At 35.7% G+C, this 21,900-nt stretch carries 18 protein-coding genes; 13 read left to right on the forward strand and 5 right to left on the reverse strand.

Features of this window, described 5'->3' with window-relative positions; genetic code table 11:
* Positions 1-82: 82 nt before the first annotated feature.
* The 3 genes from ACFSUL_RS03460 to nhaC all read left to right on the forward strand — a co-directional run bounded on the left by ACFSUL_RS03460 (position 83) and on the right by nhaC (position 4,119).
* Complete coding sequence (locus ACFSUL_RS03460) at positions 83-316, forward strand: YueH family protein (RefSeq protein ID WP_377932735.1); 234 nt, start codon at positions 83-85, stop codon at positions 314-316.
* 154 nt (positions 317-470) lie between these two features.
* Complete coding sequence (locus ACFSUL_RS03465) at positions 471-2,042, forward strand: peptide chain release factor 3 (protein WP_377932737.1); 1,572 nt, start codon at positions 471-473, stop codon at positions 2,040-2,042.
* 667 nt (positions 2,043-2,709) lie between these two features.
* Positions 2,710-4,119: a Na+/H+ antiporter NhaC gene (gene nhaC, locus ACFSUL_RS03470; protein WP_377932739.1), complete on the forward strand. Its 1,410-nt coding sequence runs from the start codon at positions 2,710-2,712 to the stop codon at positions 4,117-4,119.
* Between the two features lie 53 nt (positions 4,120-4,172).
* On the opposite strand, the gene ACFSUL_RS03475 is transcribed toward nhaC, so the two are convergent.
* Positions 4,173-5,024 carry a hypothetical protein gene (locus tag ACFSUL_RS03475; protein ID WP_377932741.1) on the reverse strand — a complete coding sequence of 284 codons (852 nt, stop codon included), beginning with the start codon at positions 5,022-5,024 and terminating at the stop codon, positions 4,173-4,175.
* 705 nt (positions 5,025-5,729) lie between these two features.
* Here ACFSUL_RS03475 and ACFSUL_RS03480 point away from each other — a divergent pair.
* The 5 genes from ACFSUL_RS03480 to ACFSUL_RS03500 all read left to right on the forward strand — a co-directional run bounded on the left by ACFSUL_RS03480 (position 5,730) and on the right by ACFSUL_RS03500 (position 12,800).
* The gene (locus tag ACFSUL_RS03480; RefSeq protein ID WP_377932743.1) at positions 5,730-8,807 is read left to right on the forward strand and encodes an efflux RND transporter permease subunit; all 3,078 of its coding nucleotides are present in this window, start codon (positions 5,730-5,732) and stop codon (positions 8,805-8,807) included.
* A 259-nt stretch (positions 8,808-9,066) separates the two neighbouring features.
* Entirely contained in the window at positions 9,067-9,528 is a 462-nt protein-coding gene (locus ACFSUL_RS03485; RefSeq protein WP_071413026.1) for a hypothetical protein, read from the forward strand.
* A gap of 250 nt (positions 9,529-9,778) precedes the next feature.
* Positions 9,779-10,552: a TerC family protein gene (locus ACFSUL_RS03490; RefSeq protein WP_377932745.1), complete on the forward strand. Its 774-nt coding sequence runs from the start codon at positions 9,779-9,781 to the stop codon at positions 10,550-10,552.
* A 398-nt stretch (positions 10,553-10,950) separates the two neighbouring features.
* Positions 10,951-11,703, forward strand: coding sequence for an RNA polymerase sigma factor SigI (sigI, locus tag ACFSUL_RS03495; protein WP_377932891.1), 753 nt, complete (start codon positions 10,951-10,953; stop codon positions 11,701-11,703).
* Positions 11,700-12,800 carry an anti-sigma factor domain-containing protein gene (locus ACFSUL_RS03500; RefSeq protein ID WP_377932746.1) on the forward strand — a complete coding sequence of 367 codons (1,101 nt, stop codon included), beginning with the start codon at positions 11,700-11,702 and terminating at the stop codon, positions 12,798-12,800. The genes sigI and ACFSUL_RS03500 overlap by 4 nt, the downstream gene beginning before the upstream one ends.
* 24 nt (positions 12,801-12,824) lie before the next feature.
* Here ACFSUL_RS03500 and ACFSUL_RS03505 read toward each other — a convergent pair whose 3' ends face one another.
* Positions 12,825-13,031 carry a small, acid-soluble spore protein, alpha/beta type gene (locus tag ACFSUL_RS03505; RefSeq protein ID WP_377932748.1) on the reverse strand — a complete coding sequence of 69 codons (207 nt, stop codon included), beginning with the start codon at positions 13,029-13,031 and terminating at the stop codon, positions 12,825-12,827.
* 288 nt (positions 13,032-13,319) lie between these two features.
* On the opposite strand from ACFSUL_RS03505, the gene ACFSUL_RS03510 reads away from it, so the two are divergent.
* From ACFSUL_RS03510 to ACFSUL_RS03520, 3 genes are all read left to right on the forward strand, one after another.
* On the forward strand, positions 13,320-14,675 hold the full coding sequence (locus ACFSUL_RS03510) for a TrkH family potassium uptake protein (RefSeq protein ID WP_071413021.1): 1,356 nt from the start codon (positions 13,320-13,322) through the stop codon (positions 14,673-14,675).
* Between the two features lie 115 nt (positions 14,676-14,790).
* Positions 14,791-14,952 carry a hypothetical protein gene (locus ACFSUL_RS03515; RefSeq protein WP_377932750.1) on the forward strand — a complete coding sequence of 54 codons (162 nt, stop codon included), beginning with the start codon at positions 14,791-14,793 and terminating at the stop codon, positions 14,950-14,952.
* Entirely contained in the window at positions 14,952-15,077 is a 126-nt protein-coding gene (locus tag ACFSUL_RS03520) for a hypothetical protein (RefSeq protein ID WP_377932752.1), read from the forward strand. Before ACFSUL_RS03515 ends, ACFSUL_RS03520 begins: the two co-directional genes overlap by 1 nt.
* A gap of 25 nt (positions 15,078-15,102) precedes the next feature.
* On the opposite strand, the gene ACFSUL_RS03525 is transcribed toward ACFSUL_RS03520, so the two are convergent.
* A complete protein-coding gene (locus ACFSUL_RS03525) occupies positions 15,103-16,833 on the reverse strand; it encodes a B12-binding domain-containing radical SAM protein (protein ID WP_377932893.1) in 1,731 nt (576 codons plus the stop codon).
* Between the two features lie 345 nt (positions 16,834-17,178).
* The gene (locus ACFSUL_RS03530) at positions 17,179-18,216 is read right to left on the reverse strand and encodes an acyltransferase family protein (RefSeq protein WP_377932754.1); all 1,038 of its coding nucleotides are present in this window, start codon (positions 18,214-18,216) and stop codon (positions 17,179-17,181) included.
* 165 nt (positions 18,217-18,381) lie between these two features.
* Here ACFSUL_RS03530 and ACFSUL_RS03535 point away from each other — a divergent pair, with 165 nt between their 5' ends.
* Both ACFSUL_RS03535 and ACFSUL_RS03540 read left to right on the forward strand, forming a co-directional pair.
* A complete protein-coding gene (locus tag ACFSUL_RS03535) occupies positions 18,382-20,538 on the forward strand; it encodes a PAS domain S-box protein (protein WP_377932756.1) in 2,157 nt (718 codons plus the stop codon).
* 30 nt (positions 20,539-20,568) lie between these two features.
* Positions 20,569-21,027: a methylated-DNA--[protein]-cysteine S-methyltransferase gene (locus ACFSUL_RS03540; protein ID WP_377932758.1), complete on the forward strand. Its 459-nt coding sequence runs from the start codon at positions 20,569-20,571 to the stop codon at positions 21,025-21,027.
* A 118-nt stretch (positions 21,028-21,145) separates the two neighbouring features.
* Here the strand turns inward: ACFSUL_RS03540 and rluF are convergent, their stop codons facing one another.
* Positions 21,146-21,853, reverse strand: a complete 708-nt coding sequence (rluF, locus tag ACFSUL_RS03545) for a 23S rRNA pseudouridine(2604) synthase RluF (RefSeq protein WP_377932760.1) — start codon at positions 21,851-21,853, stop codon at positions 21,146-21,148.
* Between the last annotated feature and the right edge of the window lie 47 nt (positions 21,854-21,900).

The raw sequence follows: 21,900 nt of genomic DNA on the forward strand, positions 1-21,900 counted from the left end.
TTGACTTTGTTAAAGCATTTATAATTAATATATAATGTTAGTATGCGATAAATAAGCGTATTCATGAGAGGGGATTTTCAAAGTGAAGGTAAGAAAAATTTTTTTTGATAGCGAAGAAAAAAAGGTTTTCATACATGAAAATAAAAAAGAGGAGTATATAATGGTAGCTATTCCTGAGCTCCATTGGTCAATTGATTTTACATATGATGAGGAAGATGTTCAAAGGAAGATTTATGCCACTTTGATTGGAAACATTGACGAACAAGAAGCAGAAGCATTAAGTGCCCGCATCTATCAATGGACAAGGGAGATGTAATAGAATCATTACTCTTTTATTCTTTTTGCCGAAGTGTGAATAGAATGAATCGAGTTGCTATCTTGTCAATTATTCTGATTTTCTACGTATTGCAATACAGGTAGAGAAAGAATATGATGAAGAGGCGATATTGACAAGAAAGGGTTTTTTATAGATGAATAATGACTTTAAACAGGAGGTTCAATCAAGAAGAACCTTTGCAATTATATCCCACCCTGATGCTGGGAAAACGACATTGACGGAACAACTTCTTCTATTCGGTGGAGCTATTCGAGCAGCAGGGACGGTAAAAGGGAAAAAGACGGGGAAATTTGCTACGTCTGACTGGATGGAAATTGAAAAACAAAGAGGAATCTCGGTTACATCCTCTGTTATGGCATTTGATTTTGAAGGATTTCGTGTAAATATACTCGACACACCTGGTCACCAAGACTTTAGTGAGGATACGTATCGAACATTAATGGCTGTAGATAGTGCAGTAATGATTATCGACGCTGCTAAAGGTATTGAAGCACAAACATTAAAGTTATTTAAGGTTTGTCGAATGAGAGGAATTCCAATCTTTACGTTCATTAATAAAATGGACCGACAAGGAAGAGAGCCTCTAGAATTATTAGAAGAACTGGAGGAAGTTCTCGGCATTCAATCGTATCCGATGAATTGGCCAATCGGAATGGGAAAAGAGTTTCTAGGTATTTATGATCGTTTCCATAATCGAATTGAACAATTTCGTGTTGAGGATGAGGATAGATTTATTTCTTTAAATGATGATGGAGAAATTGATGGAGACCATTCGCTAAAGGATAATAATTTATATAATCAAGCATTAGAAGATATTATGCTTCTAACGGAGGCTGGCAATGATTTTGATAAAGAAAAGATTGCTACTGGTGAACTGTCTCCAGTGTTCTTTGGAAGTGCTTTAACAAATTTTGGTGTCCAAACATTTTTGGAAACATATTTACAGTTTGCCCCTTCTCCGCAACCAAGAAAGTCAGATGTAGGCCCAATCGATCCTGCGAGTGAAGAATTTTCTGGTTTCATTTTTAAGATTCAAGCAAATATGAATCCTGCACACAGGGATAGAATTGCTTTCCTTCGAATTTGCTCAGGACAATTTGAGCGTGGAATGAGTGTGAATTTAGCAAGGACAGGGAAACCAATTAAACTTTCCCAATCAACTCAGTTTCTAGCCGATGACCGCAGTACAGTAAACGAAGCTGTCAGTGGGGATATTATCGGAATTTATGATACAGGTACGTACCAAATTGGTGATACTATTGTGGGAGGAAAGCAAAAATTTCAATATGAAAAACTTCCGCAGTTTACACCTGAACTTTTTGTTAGAGTAACTGCAAAGAATGTGATGAAGCAAAAACATTTCCATAAAGGAATTACCCAGCTTGTTCAAGAAGGTGCCATTCAATACTATAAAACGCTGAGCACGGGAGATGTCATTCTAGGAGCGGTAGGTCAACTTCAGTTTGAGGTTTTTGAACATCGGATGAGAAATGAATATAACGTAGATGTTGTGATGGAGCCAATCGGTTCCAAAATTGCTCGCTGGATTGAAAACGAAGAGGATGTAAAAGATTCGATGTCCAGTGGTCGGAGTATGTTGGTTAAAGATAGACATGATCGTCTTGTATTCTTATTTGAAAATGACTTTGCTATGAGATGGTTCCAAGATAAAAATCCAGAAATTAAATTATATAGCTTGCTTTAATAAAAAATCCCCTTGTGCAAAGGGGATTTTTTATTAATGATATCAAGCCGCTTCCACTTTTCTATTGTCCAGTTCCAGCGGCTAACTCGCTATGAAAAAGATGATTTCCCTCTAAAGGCAAAGGGCGCCTTTTGAGGGAAATCCCTATTTTCTTCGCGAGCTGTTCGAGCCGCTTCCACTTTTCTGTTGTCCAGTTCCAGCGGCTAACTCGCTATGAAAAAGATGATTTCCCTCTAAAGGCAAAGGGCGCCTTTTGAGGGAAATCCCTATTTTCTTCGCGAGCTGTTCAAGCCGCTTCCACTTTTCTATTGACAAACTTCGTATTTTTGTTAGAATACAAATAACAAATTGCTTTAGCGCTTAAAAGCGTTTAAGTAGAAAAGAATACCAAACCTAAGTAGAAAAGTAGGGTGGCTTTATACAGTTGATAGAGACTAGATGGTTGGTGAAAATCTAGGTTAAAGCATTATCCGAAGTACACTGCTTGTAAAAGGGTTTTATATTAGAAGTGGATAAATAGTCCGGATTAATTTTGGAGACCTATTTATCAATTAGGGTGGTACCGCGGAGAGCTTCTTCGTCCCTACATTGGGATGAAAGAGGGCTCCTTTTTTTGTTAAAAATGGTAAACAACAACTTGGATATTAACTGAGGGAGTGCTTGAAACATGTTTAATATAAAGCCTATCAATAAACCGAAAACAATGGAAGCAGTCATTATGCTTATTCTTATTTTGGCAATTATAAGCTCTAGCATTATCGTATTTGGCTCTGTGCCACATATTCCTATTTTAATTTCTTGTATTATTTTAATGGGATATGGAATCGTTAAAAAAGTCAGTTTTAAAGAGATTGAACAGGGAATGGTCAACGGTGCCAGTGGCGGGATTGGGGCGGTTCTGCTATTCATATTCATTGGTGTACTAGTCAGTAGCTGGTTAATCAGTGGTACGATACCGACTCTTATGTTTCTTGGGTTTGAATTTATTTCTCCCCATTTTTTCTTTGCTATTGCTTTTGTCCTCACAGCACTTTGTGGGTTATTCATCGGCAGTTCTTTAACAACTGCTGCGACAATTGGTGTTGCACTTATTGGAATGGGGGAGGCACTAGGAGTATCACTTCCAATAACAGCGGGGGCAATTGTTTCAGGGGCTTTCTTTGGGGATAAGATGTCGCCATTATCCGACACAACTAATTTAGCTGCATCAATTGTAAAGGTGGATCTTTTTACGCATATTCGAAATATGGCATGGACGACTGTTCCTGCATTTATTATTACTTTGATCATTTTTGTGAGTTTATCTCCAGGGGAAAATGCGATACCGTTATCTGATTTAAAGAGTATTCAGGCAGGATTAGAAAAAACGGGTCTTATCCATTGGTACAGTCTAATTCCAGTCGTTATTTTGATTGCTTGTATATTATTTAGAGTTACCGCTTTGCTTACGCTTGCTATTAATGCTGTTTTATCGATTGGTTTGTCCTTTATTCATCAATATATGCCAGTAAGGGAATTGTTCCAAATATTATTTTCAGGGTATGTCTCCGAAACGGGGATTGAATCGGTGGATTCCCTTTTAACTAGAGGTGGAATTAATAGCATGATGTTTACAATTTCTCTTGTTATTTTATCTCTTTGTTTAGGGGGGTTACTTTTTAAATTAGGAATCATACCTGCAATTCTTCATAAAGCATCATCTATATTAACATCGACGAGAAGGATTATTGTATCTACTGCGTTGTCAGCTATCGGAATCAATGTTGTTATTGGAGAACAATATTTATCAATATTGCTTACGGGCGAAGCCTTTCAATCCCAATATGAAAAAGTAGGGTTGCATCCGAAAAACTTATCTCGAACATTGGAAGACGCAGGAACAGTTATTAATCCGCTTGTTCCATGGAGTGTTTGCGGTATATTTATTACAGATGTTTTACATGTATCCACAATAGAATATTTACCTTTTGCATTCTTTTGTTTGCTTTCCCCTGTTCTTACGATACTATTTGGATTAACAGGCTGGACATTAAAAAGGAATTTGATAGTGAAGGAAGATACATCTACTTCTAATTAGCAGAAAAAACTCCGGTTAAACTCCGGAGTTTTTTCTTTTAGGAAGAATACGTCCTAACTATTCTTTTTTGTTTTCCCTAAAATATATCGGGGAAAGTATCGCCGGAAAATATAACTGCTGACACCTAACATTATACAGTGAAACATAGGTAAGAACCAAATTCCATATACGTACAAGATTCTGTTTGCTATCATAAAGCACTCTATTAGCAGTAGAAAAAGCACTGTTCCACTATAATAAAAAATATTTCGGTTACGATAGTAAATAACGAGGCTGTATAACAAAGTAACGAAACTAAAGTAGAGAACGCCTCCGACAACTAAGTCCCGATCCCTATTTTCAAAAAGGTTAGGCTGTATTTCTACTATATGCAGTAGTGCGGAGAGTACCCATGCGACGGTTGTAACAACCGTTATTAAAGCAAAAAACAGGGACCAAAAGTGGAGTATAGTTGTTTTTCTGTTTGCTAATTCTTTATACCATATTTTCCCTAAGGAAAAAGCAGGAAGTAAGAAGAAGCAAGTGTAATACGTTTTCCACCAATGATGTTCATACACTCCTAAATGTAAAAACCATTTTTCAATTAGTAAAAACAAACCAACGAAAAGGAGGACCCAACGACCTTTTAAATTAAATGCTGCTGTAAATGTAACAGCAATAGGAACAGCTAGTGCCTGAGAACTTATGGAACCAAGCACATTGTCATCATAGTGATTACTTAATATATTAGGAAAGTAGTGATAACTATCTAAAAGTATGAAAACGATTAATTCAAAAAAATAAGCTAAACCGGAAAAACCGAGCCAAAAAAAGAATACGAGTAGAGTTTTCTTTTGGTAATACGTATAGCCTAATAACAGCAAACTAGCGATTGTTAATAAAAGGAACGGAATCCAATTGGGCATAACCTAACCCCTCTAGTTTATATTCTCAATTCTTAGTTTCATCCTAAGATCCCTATCTCAAAGCTTGAGGAACTGGAAAAGCATAAGAGGGAGATAGAAGCCTCCCCACTAATTGAAGTTTCATTTTATTATTTTTCACAAAAAGACTGCTTTTATGAGTAACATTTAGAACCTAGTTAGATTTCTAAAATGCTTTAATATTGATAGTGGAAACTAAAGTGATTATAGTAAGGTTAGCATCTTTTTTACATAATAAAGGAATGGGTGAAAAAGTCGAAGTTCCATTGAAATATAGTTTAAACCGATGGCTCTTTTCGTAAAGTTTGTTGCTTTTGAACAAAAAACTAAATTTAACCTACTGAGTTGATGGGAGCGGAGGGGACTTGACTCCTGCGGGAAGAGAGGGAAGGGGGAGCCCCCCCCGCAGGCGAAGCTGAGTGTCTAGCTCCAGCGGCTAGCTCGCTGTGAAAAAGATGATTACCCTCTAAAGGCAAAAAGCGCCTTTTGGGGGTAATCCCTATTTTCTTCACGAGCTGACCAAGCCGCTTCCGCTTTTCTAAGAGGCTCCCATTCCTCCCCGAGGAGTCTTGTGCCCGTAGCGGAAATCAGCGGGCTGAATGTATAAGTAAAAACAACAATCTATGAGAAAAGAGCCAAACAGATAAACAACATATATAGAGCATAGCTGAAAGGAGTTATCGAGGTTTGAAGATAAGTGATTTTTCAATACGGCGTCCTGTATTTACTATTATAACGATGCTATTAATTATTATTTTAGGTGGGGTGTCGCTGTTAAAGATACCTTTAAAGCTAATTCCCGATTTGAATCCACCTGTTGGCGTCGTAGTGACGAGTTATCCGGGAGCGGGTCCGACAGAAATGGTAGAAAAAGTGACGAAACCTTTAGAGGAGAACCTAGCCACACTACCAGGAATCAAAAATATTCAGTCCACCTCCCAAGAGAGTTCTAATTTTATTTTATTAGAATTTTCTTGGTCTACATCCATTGATGAAATAGAGAATGATGTTCTGCAGAGATTAGAACAAACTTCTCTTCCAACTGATGCGGACAATCCTCGGTTTTTAAAGTTCGATCCAGCACAATTTCCGATTATACAAGTTTCTTTAAGAGAAACGGGTAATGACAATAAACTACTCGCCCTCGCAGAGCAGTTGAAGCTAGAGTTAAATAGAGTGAAAGGCGTTGCGAATGTAAATGTGTCTGGAACATTGACAGATGAAATTATTATCGAACTAGACCAAGAAAAGTTAAAGAAAAATAATTTGTCTCAATCAGATGTAGTAAATACAATTCGAGCCAACAATATTACCGCTCCGGGAGATACGATTAACACAGAAGGGAAGACGCTGACAACAAGAGTCATTAGTCAGTTAAAAACAGTCGATGATATCAAAGACTTGACGGTGGGAGTAAATCCTAAGACAAAGAAAAGTCTCTTAATAAAAGACGTAGCAAGTGTAGAAAAGAAAAAGCAAGATGCATCGACTATTACGAGAGCAAATGAGCAACCAGCTGTTTTATTAAGTGTTCTTCAGCAATCAGATGCGAATACGGCGTCTGTATCAAAAGCATTTCAAGATGAACTTGAAAACTTATTAGATCAAAACCAATATAAGCATATTGAATCGGATATTTTGTTCGATCAAGGTGATTACATTACAAAAGCAATTGGAAATATCGGAAGTTCCCTTATTATTGGGGGAATATTTGCTATGTTGGTCTTATTTCTATTTTTGAAAAATGTGAAAAGCCCTTTAATTATCGGAGTTGCTATTCCATATTCAGTAATTGTCACATTTGTTTTGATGTTTTTTGCTGATTTTGCCTTGAACATTATGACATTAGGTGCTCTTGCGCTAGGGATTGGAATGCTTGTCGATAATGCCATTGTTGTTATTGAAAACATTTATCGGCATTTATCACTTGGAAAACCGCCAAAGGAAGCTGCTAGTATTGGTGCAAAAGAGGTGGGCGGAGCAATTACTGCCTCAACGCTCACAACCGTGGCGGTCTTTTTACCAGTAGTGTTTATCTCGGGATTATTAGGTCAACTTTTTACAGAATTTGCTCTTACAATATCATTCAGTTTAATTGCTTCCCTTGTTGTGGCATTGACCGTGATTCCAATGCTTGCTAGTCGTCTTTTAAAAAAACCGAAAGGAAATTTAGAGGCAAGACATCGCCGTTCAAAAGGAAGAAAGACGTTTCAACGGTCGATTCAGTGGGCGTTAAGACATCGCTTTGTTGTTTTATTGCTTACTATTATGATGCTTGCTGTAAGTGGTTATGGTTTAACGACGGTCGGTACACAATTCTTACCGTCAACAGATGAAGGTTTCTTTAACATGAGGGTCGAACTCGAAAATGGAACATCTTTGAAAGAAACGAACAATGTTGTGGCGAGTATTGAAGATCAATTAGACAAAGAAAAAGATGTTGATGTGTATGTTAGTCTTGTTGGTACAACGCAAGAAGAATCATTTAGAGGGTCAGGATCAGCGAATATAGCGGAAATTTATGTAAAAATGAAGCCGCTTGAAAATCGAGATCAATCTATTTTTGCTTTTGCTGATGATATAAAACCAACCATACAAAAGGTTGCAAAAGAAGTGAATAAATCAGCGGAGGTAGATTTTAATTTGCAATCTACCTCCGGAACAAGCCCGCAAACATTAACATTTGATGTTCGTGACATAGATGAGAAGCGATTAAATGAAGCAGTAGACAAAATTTTGCCTACTTTAAAAGAGCTAGATGATGTTACGGATGCGAGTACAGATAGAATGGAAACAGTGAAGGAAGTACAAATGAAAGTAAACAGAGACAAAGCATTGCAGCAAGGGTTGGCTCCAGCACAGGTTGCAACACTTGTACAAGATGTGACAAGAGGAGTGCTTGTAACTCAAATTGTTGAAGAGAAATCTGATGTCTTAAACGTATTTGTACAATATGATCGTAATATTACCGAAAATCTAGATTCATTAAAGAAGCTACTAATTCCAAATGGAAGAGGAGAGTATATTCCATTAAACGCTATCGTCGACTTTCAAATTGCTAATGGACCTGTCAGCATTCAGCGGATTGATCAGCAGCACGCAGTACAATTTAGTTTAAAGTATACATCTTCCACTAATTTAGGAGCAATTTCCAATAGTGTTGATAAAAAACTAGAAGCGTTAGATCTACCGGATGAGACGCAAATCTCCTTTAGTGGTGACAGGCAGCTTTTAGAAGATTCAATTGATGATATGGCACTGGCGTTAGGTCTTGCGATTATACTAGTTTATATGATAATGGCGGCACAATTTGAATCATTTAAATATCCGTTTGTCATTATGTTTACTGTACCGTTTATGGTCATCGGTGTAGCGATTGCACTTGCTGCCACTTCTACTCCTATTAGCGTGTCAGCAATCATTGGTGTACTAGTCTTAGCGGGAATAGTTGTAAACAATGCGATAGTCATTGTGGACTACATTAATCAGCGGAAAGCGGCTGGGATGGAAAGCATAGACGCCATCATAGCATCTGTTCAAGATCGGGCAAGGCCGATATTAATGACTGCATTAACGACGATACTTGGCTTACTTCCATTAGCACTTGGAATTGGACAAGGAACGGAGATTAATCAACCGATGGGAATTGCAGTAATTGGTGGGCTTGTGAGCAGTACCTTACTTACTATTTATGTTATCCCTGTTGTATATAGTTTGTTTGATAAACAAACAAGAAAAATAAAACGAAAAAATATAAATAAATAGACCTAACCCATTATAGAACTGACCAATTTAGGTCAGTTCTATTTGTTTACCCTTTAATAGGAAGTTTTTAATAATTCATTTAATAATGAAAACGTAATAATGAACGAGAAGATGGTCAAAATAAAGGGTGTAAAAGCGGAAATAGGAGGATTTAAAAAATGCTGCCAGAATCTACATATAACCTTATATATCGATGCTCTTCATTAGACTCATTTTTTTACCAGTTAGGAATAAAAAATAAAATAGATAGTGGTGGGTAATGAAATCACTTCCTAAGCTTGAAGCACTATTATGGAGCATAGCACTTCCAGGGTTTCCGCAGCTACTCACCGGTCAGCTAGTAAAAGGTATCCTTTTTGTCTTATTGGAATTTTTAATTAATATCCAGAGTAATTTTAATGAAGCGATAATGCAAAGCTTTTTAGGAAACACAAAGCAAGCTGCACAAATAATTGATTATCAATGGTTAATGTTTTATCCATGTTTATACATGTTTGCTATGTGGGATGCTTACAAATTTGCATTGCAGAAAGAAGAGAAGTTAGCCTATCTACCTTTTGTATTCTCTGCTTACACCGTTACTGTTGGGTTAATGTATTCTCCAAGAGTATATATTTTGGACAAGTTTATCGGGCCAATTTTTTTTCCAATGTTGTGTGTGATTCCGGGGGTTATTATTGGATTAGTGATAAAAAAGATTCTTTTGCTATTCCAAAACTAATGGTTTACGAATACACGTAATTCATGTACAATAAAGATACAAATTAATTCGGTTTTTCCTGACAAAGGGGAGTAGCTATAGGTGTGAACCTAAACAAAGTCGTCATTTCGTGGATTTCTTCCATCGGCTTTGTTGGCATATTCGTGTGCTAAGCAAGACCTTTGCCTTATTTAGGCAAGGGTCTTTTTGTATTGATTAAATTCCTTGCCTATTGAAAAACTAGGAGGAGAATTTAGGAGGGAATTATTTTATGGATGCTTCGATTATTTTAGAATATGGATGGGTGTTGCTCGTCTTAGTGGGGCTTGAAGGTATTCTAGCAGCGGATAACGCTGTTGTAATGGCTGTAATGGTTAAACATCTGCCAGGAGAACAAAGGAAAAAGGCGTTATTTTATGGGTTATTGGGTGCCTTTGTTTTTCGTTTCATGGCATTATTCCTTATTTCGTTTTTAGTTAATGTATGGCAAGTTCAAGCTATAGGTGCACTTTATCTTTTCTATATTGCTATTCATCACTTTATGAAAAAGCGAAAAGGTGATGATGACAAAGATAAGAAAGAACAGACAAAAGGGTCGGGCTTTTGGACAACAGTCTTGAAGGTAGAATTAGCAGATATTGCTTTTGCTATTGATTCTATGCTTGCAGCAGTGGCTCTCGCTGTAACGTTGCAGCCTACAGGTTGGTTCGATATTGGTGGAATAGATGGTGGACAGTTCCTTGTCATGTTCTTAGGAGGAGTTATTGGTCTTGTTATCATGCGATTTGCGGCAACATGGTTTGTGAAATTACTTGAGAAATATCCAACACTTGAATCAACAGCATTCCTAATTGTTGGCTGGGTTGGAGTTAAGTTGGCAGTTCATACTTTAGCGCATCCTGAGGTAGCTATATTAGATCATCATTTTCCAGAGTCTACAGGTTGGAAGCTTGTATTTTGGTCTGTGCTAATAATACTTGCTGTAGGTGGATATCTTTTATCTAGAAAAAAAGCAAATCAGGTTAATGTGGAAGAAACTAATTAACATTTTAATAAAAACGAAGCGGTCTAGTTTAACTATTGCTAGACCGCTTTTTGTTTTGACTGTTTTCTAAAAAATGGTTGCTTTTAATAACAGTTGAAAACGTAGAGTGGATTGCAGCGGAAAGGAGCAATCCGTTGCTCACAAACAATAAACTTTATGAAAACAACCTTTATTTTTTTACAGCCCCCAGAAAGCTAGAAATAAAAACGTAATAATTTTAATGAAAATGTCGTTTTAAACTCGATATAATGTATTGATTAAAAAAGCTTTATCATGATGAGCGTATCCCTATAGTTTGGTGTGAATTGGAATTTAATAATAGTTCAGTCTCCTCATTTATCCATTGATTTTAACCATGATACAAGTATAATTATGGGCAGAATGAGGTGAGACTGATGATGCTTTTTTTCCTATCTATTATTACGAAGCGTAAGGTAAAGCCATCGCTAGAGGAAATGGCGATTTCTATTCAAAATGGTGATGAGCAATTGTTAAATAACGTTCTAGAAGATTATAAACCGTTTGTAAAAAAGACTGTGTCCTCTGTATGTAAACGATACATAACGGATAATGACGATGAGTTTAGTATAGGACTTATCGCATTTAACGATGCTATCTGGAAATACAATCAGACACGGGGTTCTTCTTTAATCAGTTTCGCAGAAATAGTAATTAAACGTAAGGTTATCGATTATATAAGAAAGAACGCAAAAGATAATACAGTAGGAATGGAACAAGCTAGTTTATCGGATGAAAATAGTGCTACTAGTTCGGTGATTGAAAATTCCATTTCTGTTAGTGAATATGAAAAGCAGCAAGAAGCAAGCAATCGTGGGGAGGAAATCCTCGCTTTTCAGAAGCAACTTCAACAGTATAAATTAACCTTTCAAGAATTAGTAGAAAATTCCCCAAAACATGAAGATGCAAGGTTAAATGCCATTTCTATTGCACAATTAATTGTTCAAAATAGAGAGTTGAAAAGCTACTTACTTGAAAAGAAAAGGTTGCCGATGAAGAAACTGGAAAAGCTAGCAAACGTAAGTAGAAAAACAATTGAGAGAAATAGAAAATATATTATTGCAATTACCATCATATTAATGGGAGATTATTATTACTTAAGGGATTATTTAAAAGGGCGGTTGGATATATGAGAAAAGGAATAATAATGGATATCGAAGACAATCTCCTCATTATGATGACTCCAGAAGGGGAATTTTTGAAAGGGGAAAAACGGTCTGACTATTCCTACCAAATAGGAAAAGAAATTTTCTTTTTCCCTATTCAAGAAGAGAAGAGGAAACAAAAGAAATTTTTGTTTTCGTCCCTTTGGAAAGTTGCTTCCATTGCAGCTGCTTTTCTAATCATTATTACAATGGTATCAGCATCCTTACTCCAGAATAAAGAAGCATATGCATATGTGTCGGTGGATATTAATCCAAGTATGGAATTGTCTGTAAATCATGATAGGAAAGTAATGGAAATTACTTCTTTTAATAAAGATGCGGAAAAAGTGATAAGTGAATTAAATGATTGGAAAGGAGAAAAGGTAGAAGCAGTAACAGAAAAAATTATTAAAGAATGCGATGAACTTGGCTTCTTAACAGAAAATCATACTATTGTTATTGCTTCCGTCTTTACTTCGCTTGCATCCACAAAAGACGTTAAAGTAATAACAAACGAACTAACCTCTTTTGAACAAAGTATTGAAAAAGAAACAAATACAAGCATTACTTATAAAGAAGCTTCTAGTAAAGAGAGAAAGGAAGCAAAAGAAAAAGGAATGACTGTAGCAAAATTTATGAAAGAAAAAGATGATACAAACAGTGAAAGTCAAAAAGAAAAGGCTAAAGATAAAAAGGACTCGGCGAAAAACAACAGTCTATCTGCGGAGCAGGAATCTTCTAATAAACCTTTGAAAGAAAAACAGTCCATTGGAGATAATAAGCATAAAAAGGATAAACCATCTAGCGGGAGAAACAACCATAAAAAAGAAAAGCATTTAAACGAACAAAATAAGCAAAACAAGCATCATAAAGATAAAAGCAGAGTCAATAACGGTAATCAATCAAAAGGTAAAAATAAAAATGTAAGACCTCAACATCGAAAAATAGAGCATCCAGGAAATCATCATGAACGTAAAGCTGAAAAGCAAAACAACAACCATAAGAGTGAACATAATGGTAAGGGACATGGGAAATCAAATCATAAACATGAGAAGAAAGATAAAAAGGAAAAGAGACTGCGCTGAAGCAGTCTCTTTTGATTCCATTTATTATTGGTTTTGTTGTCCTTGTCCTGATAACTGTGATTGTGCCTGCTTGACAAGACGTTTCGTGATTTCTCCACCAACAGAACCATTTGCACGAGAAACTGTGTCTGACCCTAAGTTTACGCCAAATTCTTGGGCGATTTCGAACTTTACTTGTTCCATATACTGTTCTACACCTGGTACTAATAGTTTATTGCTGCTTCTAGCCATGACTAGAAACCTCCTTTATTAAATAGTAGTAGGAAATTTTTTTCCGTATCTCTATTATCTGTTTTTCTACCATATTCATGAGTGGTAATTTTTCTTAGTTATTGGAGAACACTAAAAATATGTCAGGTATTGAGAATTTAGGTGTATGGAATAAATCAAGTTATTTGTTCTAGACACAGTTCTACATAAACATACTAATAAAAAAACAAAAAATTTGTCATTATCTCTTTCATTCTCTACCGTTATTATTTAAGATAGATAAGAACTTATAGGAAGGGAATCGCTTTTATGTTGTTGAAACTTAGATTAACACTGAACAAATTAACGCCAGCTCAAGTGATCGTTTCTTACTATCTAATTGGTATAACTATATCAACCATTTTATTAAGTTTACCAATTGCCCATAAGCCTAGGGTCGAATGGACGTTTATTGATGCTGTTTTTACTGCGGTTAGTGCAGTAAGCGTTACAGGATTATCTACTGTTAGTATTGTAGATACCTTTAGTACAACAGGGGTATTCATTTTAATGTTCGTACTACAAATTGGCGGTATTGGTATCATGACACTAGGAACATTTTTTTGGTTATTGGTCGGGAAAAAGATTGGGTTGAAAGAGCGTCAACTGATTATGACGGATCAAAATCAGTCAACTCTTTCAGGGTTAGTAAATTTATTGCGTCAAATACTATTATTAATTATTTTAATTGAAGCGATAGGAGCCCTAATACTAGGAGTATATTTCTTAAATTACTACCCAACATGGCAGGAATCTTTTTATCATGGGGTTTTTGCATCTGTTACTGCTACAACTAATGCGGGGTTTGATATAACTGGAGAATCACTAATTCCATATGCTAATGATTACTTCGTACAGTTTGTTACAATTATTTTAATTACACTTGGTGCAATTGGATTTCCTGTATTAATTGAAACAAAAGATTTTGTTGTAAATAGAGAACGTAAGAAACATCATTTTTCTTTGTTCACAAAAATAACCACATTAACATTTGCTGTTCTCTTAGTTCTTGGGACAGTAATCATAGTTTTACTAGAAATGAATCATTTTTTCAAAGGGATGGATTGGCATAAAGCATTTTTCTATGCATTTTTCCATTCTGCTTCAACTAAGAGTGGTGGACTCTCCACTATGGATATGAATGCATTTTCGCTTTCGACACTGTTATTTCTTTCAGGTTTAATGTTTATTGGGGCCTCTCCAAGCTCTGTAGGTGGGGGGATTCGAACAACTACTTTTGCCTTAAATATCTTGTTTTTATTTCATTTTGCAAGAGGAAATAGGAATATAAAAGTTTTTAAAAGAGAAATTCATGAGGAAGATTTGACAAAATCAGTAGTAGTCACCATAATGGCGACATTTTTATGTTTTCTTTCTGTATTGATACTTTCTATAACGGACAGTAATCATTCACTTATTCAACTTATATTCGAAGTAGCATCGGCATTTGGTACAACCGGTTTGTCGATGGGAATTACTCCCGAATTATCAACGGTAGGAAAATGTGTGATTATGATCTTGATGTTTATTGGAAGAGTCGGTATATTAAGTTTCTTAATCATGATTGGTAAAAAACAAAAAGCAACAAAATATCATTATCCAAAGGAACGAATTATTATTGGTTAATTCTAAAGGCTACCTAGTTATGGGTAGTCTATTTTTTATAAAAACTCCTCTTGTCTTCATATGAATGTAATCCAAATTTGGGGGGAATCTAATCTTTAGAAAGGGGATGTTTACTTTGGCAAAAAGAAAAGCACAACATGATGCAGCGAAAAAAAACAATAAAACTCCAAAGAAGAATTTAGAGGAAACGGAATTTTCTGCGGAATTTGCACATGGTGAAGATACAGCAAAAGGAAAAAATCGTAACTCCTATAAAGGGAAAAAGGGTAGAGGCTAATGGGAAAGAAAAAACAAAATTTCCGTGAAGAATTTGGCCAAGAATTTGGTGATATTAACTTTGCTAAACATTATGAACTAACACAAAAGCAATCGAAGAAAAAAGAGGAAAAGAAAAAATGTTAAGCCGATTTCGGCTTAACATTTTTTCTTAGTATTCATACACTGTCTCTTTATCAAATGTAAATAGTTTTGACTCTCCAGAAGATGGTTCGTAATAAGCAAGGATATATTGAGATGTTCCATCCGCCGTTTTTATTTGCTCAAGAATTGTATGTTTGTACAGGTCTTTTTCTGACAGCTCTAAATGAGTAAATTCTTCTCCAATCATCGATGGGGATACAAGGATACGTTGGTAAACTTCAGAACGGTCGCTCTTTGTCATTTCATGCTTCCACCAAGCTTTTCTTGGTTTATAGCGTTGGTTTTGTAAATAGTCCCATTTCATTAACCCTTCGATAATATCGACATTATCTACTTTTATTTCCAATAGGAACTGATGAAGTCTTCTAAATAAATCTTCTAGCTGATGACCAATTCTAGACCAACCTTGATTTTCCCAGTAGGATCCGAATTGTTGAAAGAAGTCAAACGGTGTTTCAAAAATAGTCGTAACGAGATATTCAATCGTTTTGTCCATCCGATGATCGTTCCAATACTTTTCCAATACATCTTCCACTTGCTTAATTCGAACAATATCATCAAAGGAAAGAACATTGTTTCCTAATATCTCATAAGGAGAATGATCCATATAAATGTATTGATGATCATTTGCTCGAATTCTTAAGCCAGTACCTCTCAGCATTTTTAAGAAACCAAGCTGAAGTTCTTCTGGCCTTAGTGCAAAAACATCATTGAATGTTTTTCGGAATGAATGATAATCTTCTTCCGGAAGCCCCGCAATCAAGTCAAGATGCTGATCAATTTTCCCACCGTCTTTTACCATCGTGACAGTTCTCGTTAATTTTTGGTAGTTTTGTTTCCGCATAACAAGATCATTCGTTTCATCATTTGTTGATTGTATTCCGATTTCAAAACGGAATAGCCCTTTTGGTGCATTATCATTTAAAAATTGAATAACCTCAGGGCGCATAATATCTGCTGTTATTTCAAATTGAAACACGGTGCCTGGAAGATGTTCGTCTATTAAAAACTGAAACATTTCCATTGCGTAACTGCGGCTAATATTAAATGTTCGATCAACGAACTTAATTGTTTTTGCCCCGTGTTTCATGAGGAAACGGATATCCTCTTTGACTTTTTCCCTATCGAAATATCGGACACCGACTTCAATAGAAGATAAGCAAAATTGGCAACGGAACGGACACCCTCTGCTCGTTTCAATATAAGTTATTCGTTTTGATAAGTTAGGGAGGTCTTCTTCAAAACGAAATGGGGAAGGTAGTTCACGAAGATCTAGCTTATTTCGCTGCGGATTGACCACAGGTTTTCCATCTTTCAAGTACGCTATCCCGTGTACGTTTGCCCAATCTTTTTCGCTATCTAGCTCAGTCAGCAGCTGCTTGAACGTTTGTTCTCCTTCACCGATAACAATAAAATCGATATCTTTTAGCCTGTCGAGCCAATAAGTGACATCATAGCTGACTTCAGGACCTCCAAGAACAATCGTGACGTCTGGAAGGATTTTTCTAAGCATTCCAATTACAGTAATCGTCTCTTCAATATTCCATATATAACAGCTAAAGCCAATTACATCGGGCTTTTTAGAAAATAAATCTGACACAATATTCATTGCGGGGTCTTTAATCGTATACTCCGCAATTTCACTACTGTACTCTGGTTCTGCATACGATTTTAAATTACGCAATGCTAAGTTTGTATGAATAAACTTGGCATTTAAAGTACTTAATACAACTTTCATCATTTCTATACTCCTCGTCTTCTGGTGGGATGCAGAAAAGCCCCCACATATTAGCATTACATGACATTCAGTAAAAAATATAACATGTTATATTCTAACGAAGCTTGTTCAAAAGCTCAATGATGAAAAACTTCCTTTAAAAGGGTGCTCCAAAAGTTATGGAAAAATAACTATCGCATTTAACATGCTAGATAGATTGTCCGGGTGAAAAAAATGGTGAAAATTAATTGTAAATATAGGAAGGATTTTATCAATATGGTACGAATTATTAACTTATGATAAAACTTATGCAGGGTAAATGGAAGGGACTGACCTCAATGAAATGTGTCAGCCCCTTGTTGGTTTTTAATGTTCGGTTATGTTTTTGTGTGTATCTTTTTTAGTTAAAAATGACTTTAATTTTGTCGACTTTAACTCTATTAGTGGCTGGGTTATACTAGTAAGAATTTTTGTTGAGAAGAGCATTGTGATCATTAGCGAAACAATTAAGAGAACCACAAGCGATTGTTTAGGATCAATCGTACTTTCGAGCTCACTACCGCGAAATGTTCGAATGATAAATCCATGTAATAAATATACGTATAGGGTATTTTTCCCCCACTTGGTAAAAAGCTGACGTCTTTGCGGAACGAATGTAAAGAAGCCAAAGACCATTAATATGTTTAGGGTATAAACAATGGCTCTCATTCCAAGACTGATTATATTTTCACCTCCAAGCTCTTCATACGGTTTTGATCCAAGTAGCCACTTATCGGAGAATTCTGGCATAAAATACATTCCAAGAAAAACAAGCAAAAAGGCAATACTAGCGATTAAGCGGGCCTTTCCTGTTTTGAAATAGTCAAAGTGTTCCTTTTTCATGTAATACCCTAACAAAAATAAAGGGAAAAATACAAATGTTCTTGATAAACTTAAATAATTTGATATTTCATCAGCAAACCCGATAAGAAGTCCAATGCTGAATGCGATACAGAGTCCATATAGTGGTTTTAATTTAAACCATTTAATGAAGATATATAGTAAGGCATTCCAGCAGAATAAGCTAATTAGGAACCAAAGAGACCAATGTGGATCAAAGGGATCCATTATAAAGGTCGATTGGTGGTCTTGAAAATAATAAAAAACGGTATAAATAATCTGAAACATAATATACGGTAAAATCAATTTTTTTGCCAAATTTCCAATATACCCTTGTTTCATGATTCCTTTAGCAAAGAAACCGGATACTAATATAAATGCGGGCATATGAAAAGTATAGATAGTTTTATACAATGAAAGGATAAATGGATCGCTCTCAATGTAGGATCGAATTAAATGTCCAAACACAACTAGAAAAATCAATATAAATTTAGCGTTATCGAAATAACTATCACGATGTTTCATAGTTTCACCAACTTTATAAAAATTCATTATAGGATACATACCCAAGAATACAATGATTGAACCGTTTATTACATTGTTAATTATCACCAAAAAAAAATTGAGACATACGATTTAATTTGATAAATGGGTCTAAAGAAAGGCTTTAATCTGTTAGGGGGACTAGGAATGACAAATGGAAGTGAACTTGAAATGAAAGAGGTTAAGGATGAAGTAAATATGATTGAACGTGAGATTTGCAGTGCTTCTCCTATTCCAGTGTTAATCGTGAATGCAGAGTTGAATGTTGTTTATTGCAATGAAATAGCCTGTGCTTGTTTAGGTCTAACGAAGGATACTATATATGGTCAATCATTTATCCAATTCTTTTCGGCTGTTCCGTCACCCATCCTCTCTCATTACAAATCAGTATTTCGAACAGGAGAACAGTTAGAAGACGAAACATTAATGAATACAGCAAAAAACGAAATCATTCATGTAGAATTAATTATGAAAAGATCTACACATTCTTCCAATACCTTTGTATACTTCAAAGATGTTACAAAGCAGAGAGAAAAAGAACGGAACGAACAAATGTCATTACATATGTTGTCTAATATTTTTCAACAAGCTGCAGAAAGTATCATTTTATTTGATTCTAAAGGGAAAATTAACGATGTGAATGCTGCCTTTTGTAAGCAAGTAGATATGGAAAAAAAAGATTTGTTGAAGCGTGATATTCGATCGTTCATACCAGAGAACTTTGTATATAAGATTGAGAAGGTTCAAGAATTATTGGATAATAATCGCAGAGCTAGGGGAGAAATACCGATTCAGCACACAAACGGTGTTTCTATTGTCGAATTTACGACAAGTCCAGATGTACATCATAAACTGCATATGGCGATTCTGCGAGATGTTACGGAAAAAAGAAAAATAGAAATGCAATTAAAAAGAAGTGAGGAATTATTTAAGGATTTATTTGATGAAGCGATCGATGCTATCGTCCTTTGGGATCATGATGGTAGAGTATTAAAAGCCAATCAGTCAGCATTAAAGACGTTTGAATGTTCACTGTCAGAAATATTAACAAAGAAAATCAAAGACTTTGTTTACCCATTAGAGCAACAAAAGTTTGATACTGTGATGGAGGAATTGAAAAATAAAGGAGCCGTTCGGGATGAAATTTTATTCCTAATGCCGAATAATCAATTAAAACATTTAGAGTTCACTTCTAAACTTCATTCTGGTGATGGATATAACATGACAATTTTCCGAAACGTAAGCGAACGTTATCAAATGGAAAAAGAGTTGAGAGAAAGCGAGGAAAGGTTTAGAAAAATCTTTGAAGGTACGTTAGATGGCATGCTACTTACTAATCATAATTATGTCGTTGTTTATGCGAATCCAGTTGCAAGTGATATTTTAGGATTGGAAAAGGATCAATTAATTGGAAAAGATATTAGGGAGATACTCAATATCAGCTCAGAGGAAGAAAAGGATTACCGAGATTATCTAGTTAGGTTGAAAGAGGAAGGACAAGCAAGTTTACTGAGGGCCATTCAATTAGACGATGACAGGACGCAGTATATAGAGCTTTCTTCTAAGTATAATCTACTCTCTAATCTGAATTTGACTGTTATGAGAGATATCTCTGAACAAGTTGAAATGCAGGAACAATTAAGAAAATCTGATACACTCAGTGTTGTTGGGGAGCTAGCAGCAGGGATTGCCCATGAAATACGTAATCCGATGACAGCGTTAAAAGGATTTATTCAGTTGCTTGAAAACAGTGTAGACAGTAAACATGATATGTACTTTAATGTAATAAAGTCAGAACTGCAAAGAATTGAAACGATTATTACCGAGTTTTTAATCCTGGCAAAGCCACAAGCAATCCAATACCAGGAAACGAACCTTGAGAAGATTATGAGGGATACAGTCGAACTACTTAATGCACAGGCTATGATGCATAATGTCCAATTTGATCAGCATTATCAGAAGGACCTACCACTTATTATTGCTGAACCGAATCAATTAAAACAGGTATTTATCAACATCATAAAAAATGCGATTGAAGTAATGCCAGAAGGTGGAGTTAATTCTATCTACATGGAAAAAACGGATGAAAATATGATTCATATCTTGATCAGAGATCAGGGAATAGGAATCCCAAGGGACAAACTGAAAAAGCTTGGGGAGCCTTTTTATACGACGAAAGAACGGGGAACTGGATTAGGACTTATGGTAAGTTACAATATAATAAAAGAGCATAATGGAAGAGTGAAGGTAGAAAGTGAAGTAGGAAAAGGAACAACATTTCATTTATACTTACCAGTCAAGTAAATTCGCGCTTATAGGGAAGGAGCTAATAGTTTGCCTCAAGATACTATAATAATAGACAGTCCTGTTGGAAACTTAGAGATCAGTGCAGATGACACTGGCTTAATTAGAGTCGAGTTCGTAACAAATAACGTTACTGAAGAAAGTGAGAATCCGATACTAATAGAAACTAAAAAACAGCTAGATGAATTTTTTTCGGGGCAACGAAAAGAATTTGATCTTCCCTTGCATATAAAAGGGACAGCCTTTCAAAAACAGGTTTGGGAAGTGTTGAAAACAATTCCATACGGCGGCATCTTGTCTTACCAACAAGTAGCAGAAAGGATCCAAAACCCTAAAGCTGTCCGAGCAGTAGGGCAAGCAAATAAATCGAATAAATTTCCAATTATTATTCCATGCCACCGGGTTATAGGGAAAAACAAAAAGCTTACAGGTTACGCAGGGAAACAGGTGGATAAAAAAGAAATACTGCTTAGTTTGGAAAAAAAGTAGAATAGAGTATCGTTTTTCAGTTACTCTTTTTTGGTAAAAAGTAAAGGGCTAAGCATATTTAAAATATGCTTAGCCCTTTTGACTACAAGCCAATCAGCTAACGATTAAATCCTCTTTTTTACCACTCTTTTGGCTCGTAGTTTAGCTCTTTAAATAATTGATTGCGTTCTTTCTTTGATAAATCTCTCCACTGTCCAAGGGGAAGGTTTCCTAAATGAATATTCATGATTCGGGTTCGTTGCAGTCTATAAACGTCGTATCCTAGCTCAGCACACATACGGCGAATTTGGCGATTTAACCCCTGTGTTAAAGTGATCTGAAAATCAAATTTTGATAACTGTATTACTTCGCAAGGAAGTGTTTTTGTACCTAATATTTTTACTCCCTCTGACATCGCCTTTAAGAATTCAGGAGTGATCGGTTTATCTACTGAAACAATATACTCTTTTTCATGCTTATTTTCGGCACGCAAAATTTCGTTTACAATATCTCCATCGTTCGTGAGGAGTATTAAGCCGTCTGAATCTTTATCTAATCGTCCAATATTATATATTCTTAATGGATGATTGACTAAATCAACAATATTTCCCTTAACATTTTTCTCCGTTGTGCTGGTAATGCCTACAGGTTTATTTAAGGCAATATAGACATTATTTCTTGCCATCCGGATTGGGTTCCCACTTACTTGGACATCGTCCCCAGGCTCGACTTGGGCACCTATTTTTGCAACTTTTCCGTTTATCGTGACTCTTCCTTCACTAATTAATTTATCTGCACCGCGTCTAGATGATTTTCCAGACTCGCTAATATATTTATTAATTCGCATGATAACCACACCTTTAAGTTGAGGATTGTTTTATTAGAATACCCAAC

It is taken from the genome of Bacillus seohaeanensis (genome assembly GCF_042684945.1).
Taxonomy (GTDB): Bacteria; Bacillota; Bacilli; order Bacillales; family Bacillaceae_B; genus Rossellomorea; species Rossellomorea seohaeanensis.

What these genes read in the sequence shown, in the direction of transcription:
- ACFSUL_RS03500 (WP_377932746.1), top strand. Translation starts at nt 11,700, where the DNA reads ATGAGAAAAGGAATAATAATGGATATCGAAGACAATCTCCTCATTATG.
- ACFSUL_RS03475 (WP_377932741.1), bottom strand. Translation starts at nt 5,024, where the DNA reads ATGCCCAATTGGATTCCGTTCCTTTTATTAACAATCGCTAGTTTGCTG.
- ACFSUL_RS03510 (WP_071413021.1), top strand. Translation starts at nt 13,320, where the DNA reads ATGTTGTTGAAACTTAGATTAACACTGAACAAATTAACGCCAGCTCAA.
- ACFSUL_RS03530 (WP_377932754.1), bottom strand. Translation starts at nt 18,216, where the DNA reads ATGAAACATCGTGATAGTTATTTCGATAACGCTAAATTTATATTGATT.
- ACFSUL_RS03490 (WP_377932745.1), top strand. Translation starts at nt 9,779, where the DNA reads ATGGATGCTTCGATTATTTTAGAATATGGATGGGTGTTGCTCGTCTTA.
- ACFSUL_RS03535 (WP_377932756.1), top strand. Translation starts at nt 18,382, where the DNA reads ATGACAAATGGAAGTGAACTTGAAATGAAAGAGGTTAAGGATGAAGTA.
- nhaC (WP_377932739.1), top strand. Translation starts at nt 2,710, where the DNA reads ATGTTTAATATAAAGCCTATCAATAAACCGAAAACAATGGAAGCAGTC.
- ACFSUL_RS03520 (WP_377932752.1), top strand. Translation starts at nt 14,952, where the DNA reads ATGGGAAAGAAAAAACAAAATTTCCGTGAAGAATTTGGCCAAGAATTT.
- ACFSUL_RS03525 (WP_377932893.1), bottom strand. Translation starts at nt 16,833, where the DNA reads ATGAAAGTTGTATTAAGTACTTTAAATGCCAAGTTTATTCATACAAAC.
- ACFSUL_RS03505 (WP_377932748.1), bottom strand. Translation starts at nt 13,031, where the DNA reads ATGGCTAGAAGCAGCAATAAACTATTAGTACCAGGTGTAGAACAGTAT.
- sigI (WP_377932891.1), top strand. Translation starts at nt 10,951, where the DNA reads ATGCTTTTTTTCCTATCTATTATTACGAAGCGTAAGGTAAAGCCATCG.
- ACFSUL_RS03465 (WP_377932737.1), top strand. Translation starts at nt 471, where the DNA reads ATGAATAATGACTTTAAACAGGAGGTTCAATCAAGAAGAACCTTTGCA.
- ACFSUL_RS03485 (WP_071413026.1), top strand. Translation starts at nt 9,067, where the DNA reads ATGAAATCACTTCCTAAGCTTGAAGCACTATTATGGAGCATAGCACTT.
- rluF (WP_377932760.1), bottom strand. Translation starts at nt 21,853, where the DNA reads ATGCGAATTAATAAATATATTAGCGAGTCTGGAAAATCATCTAGACGC.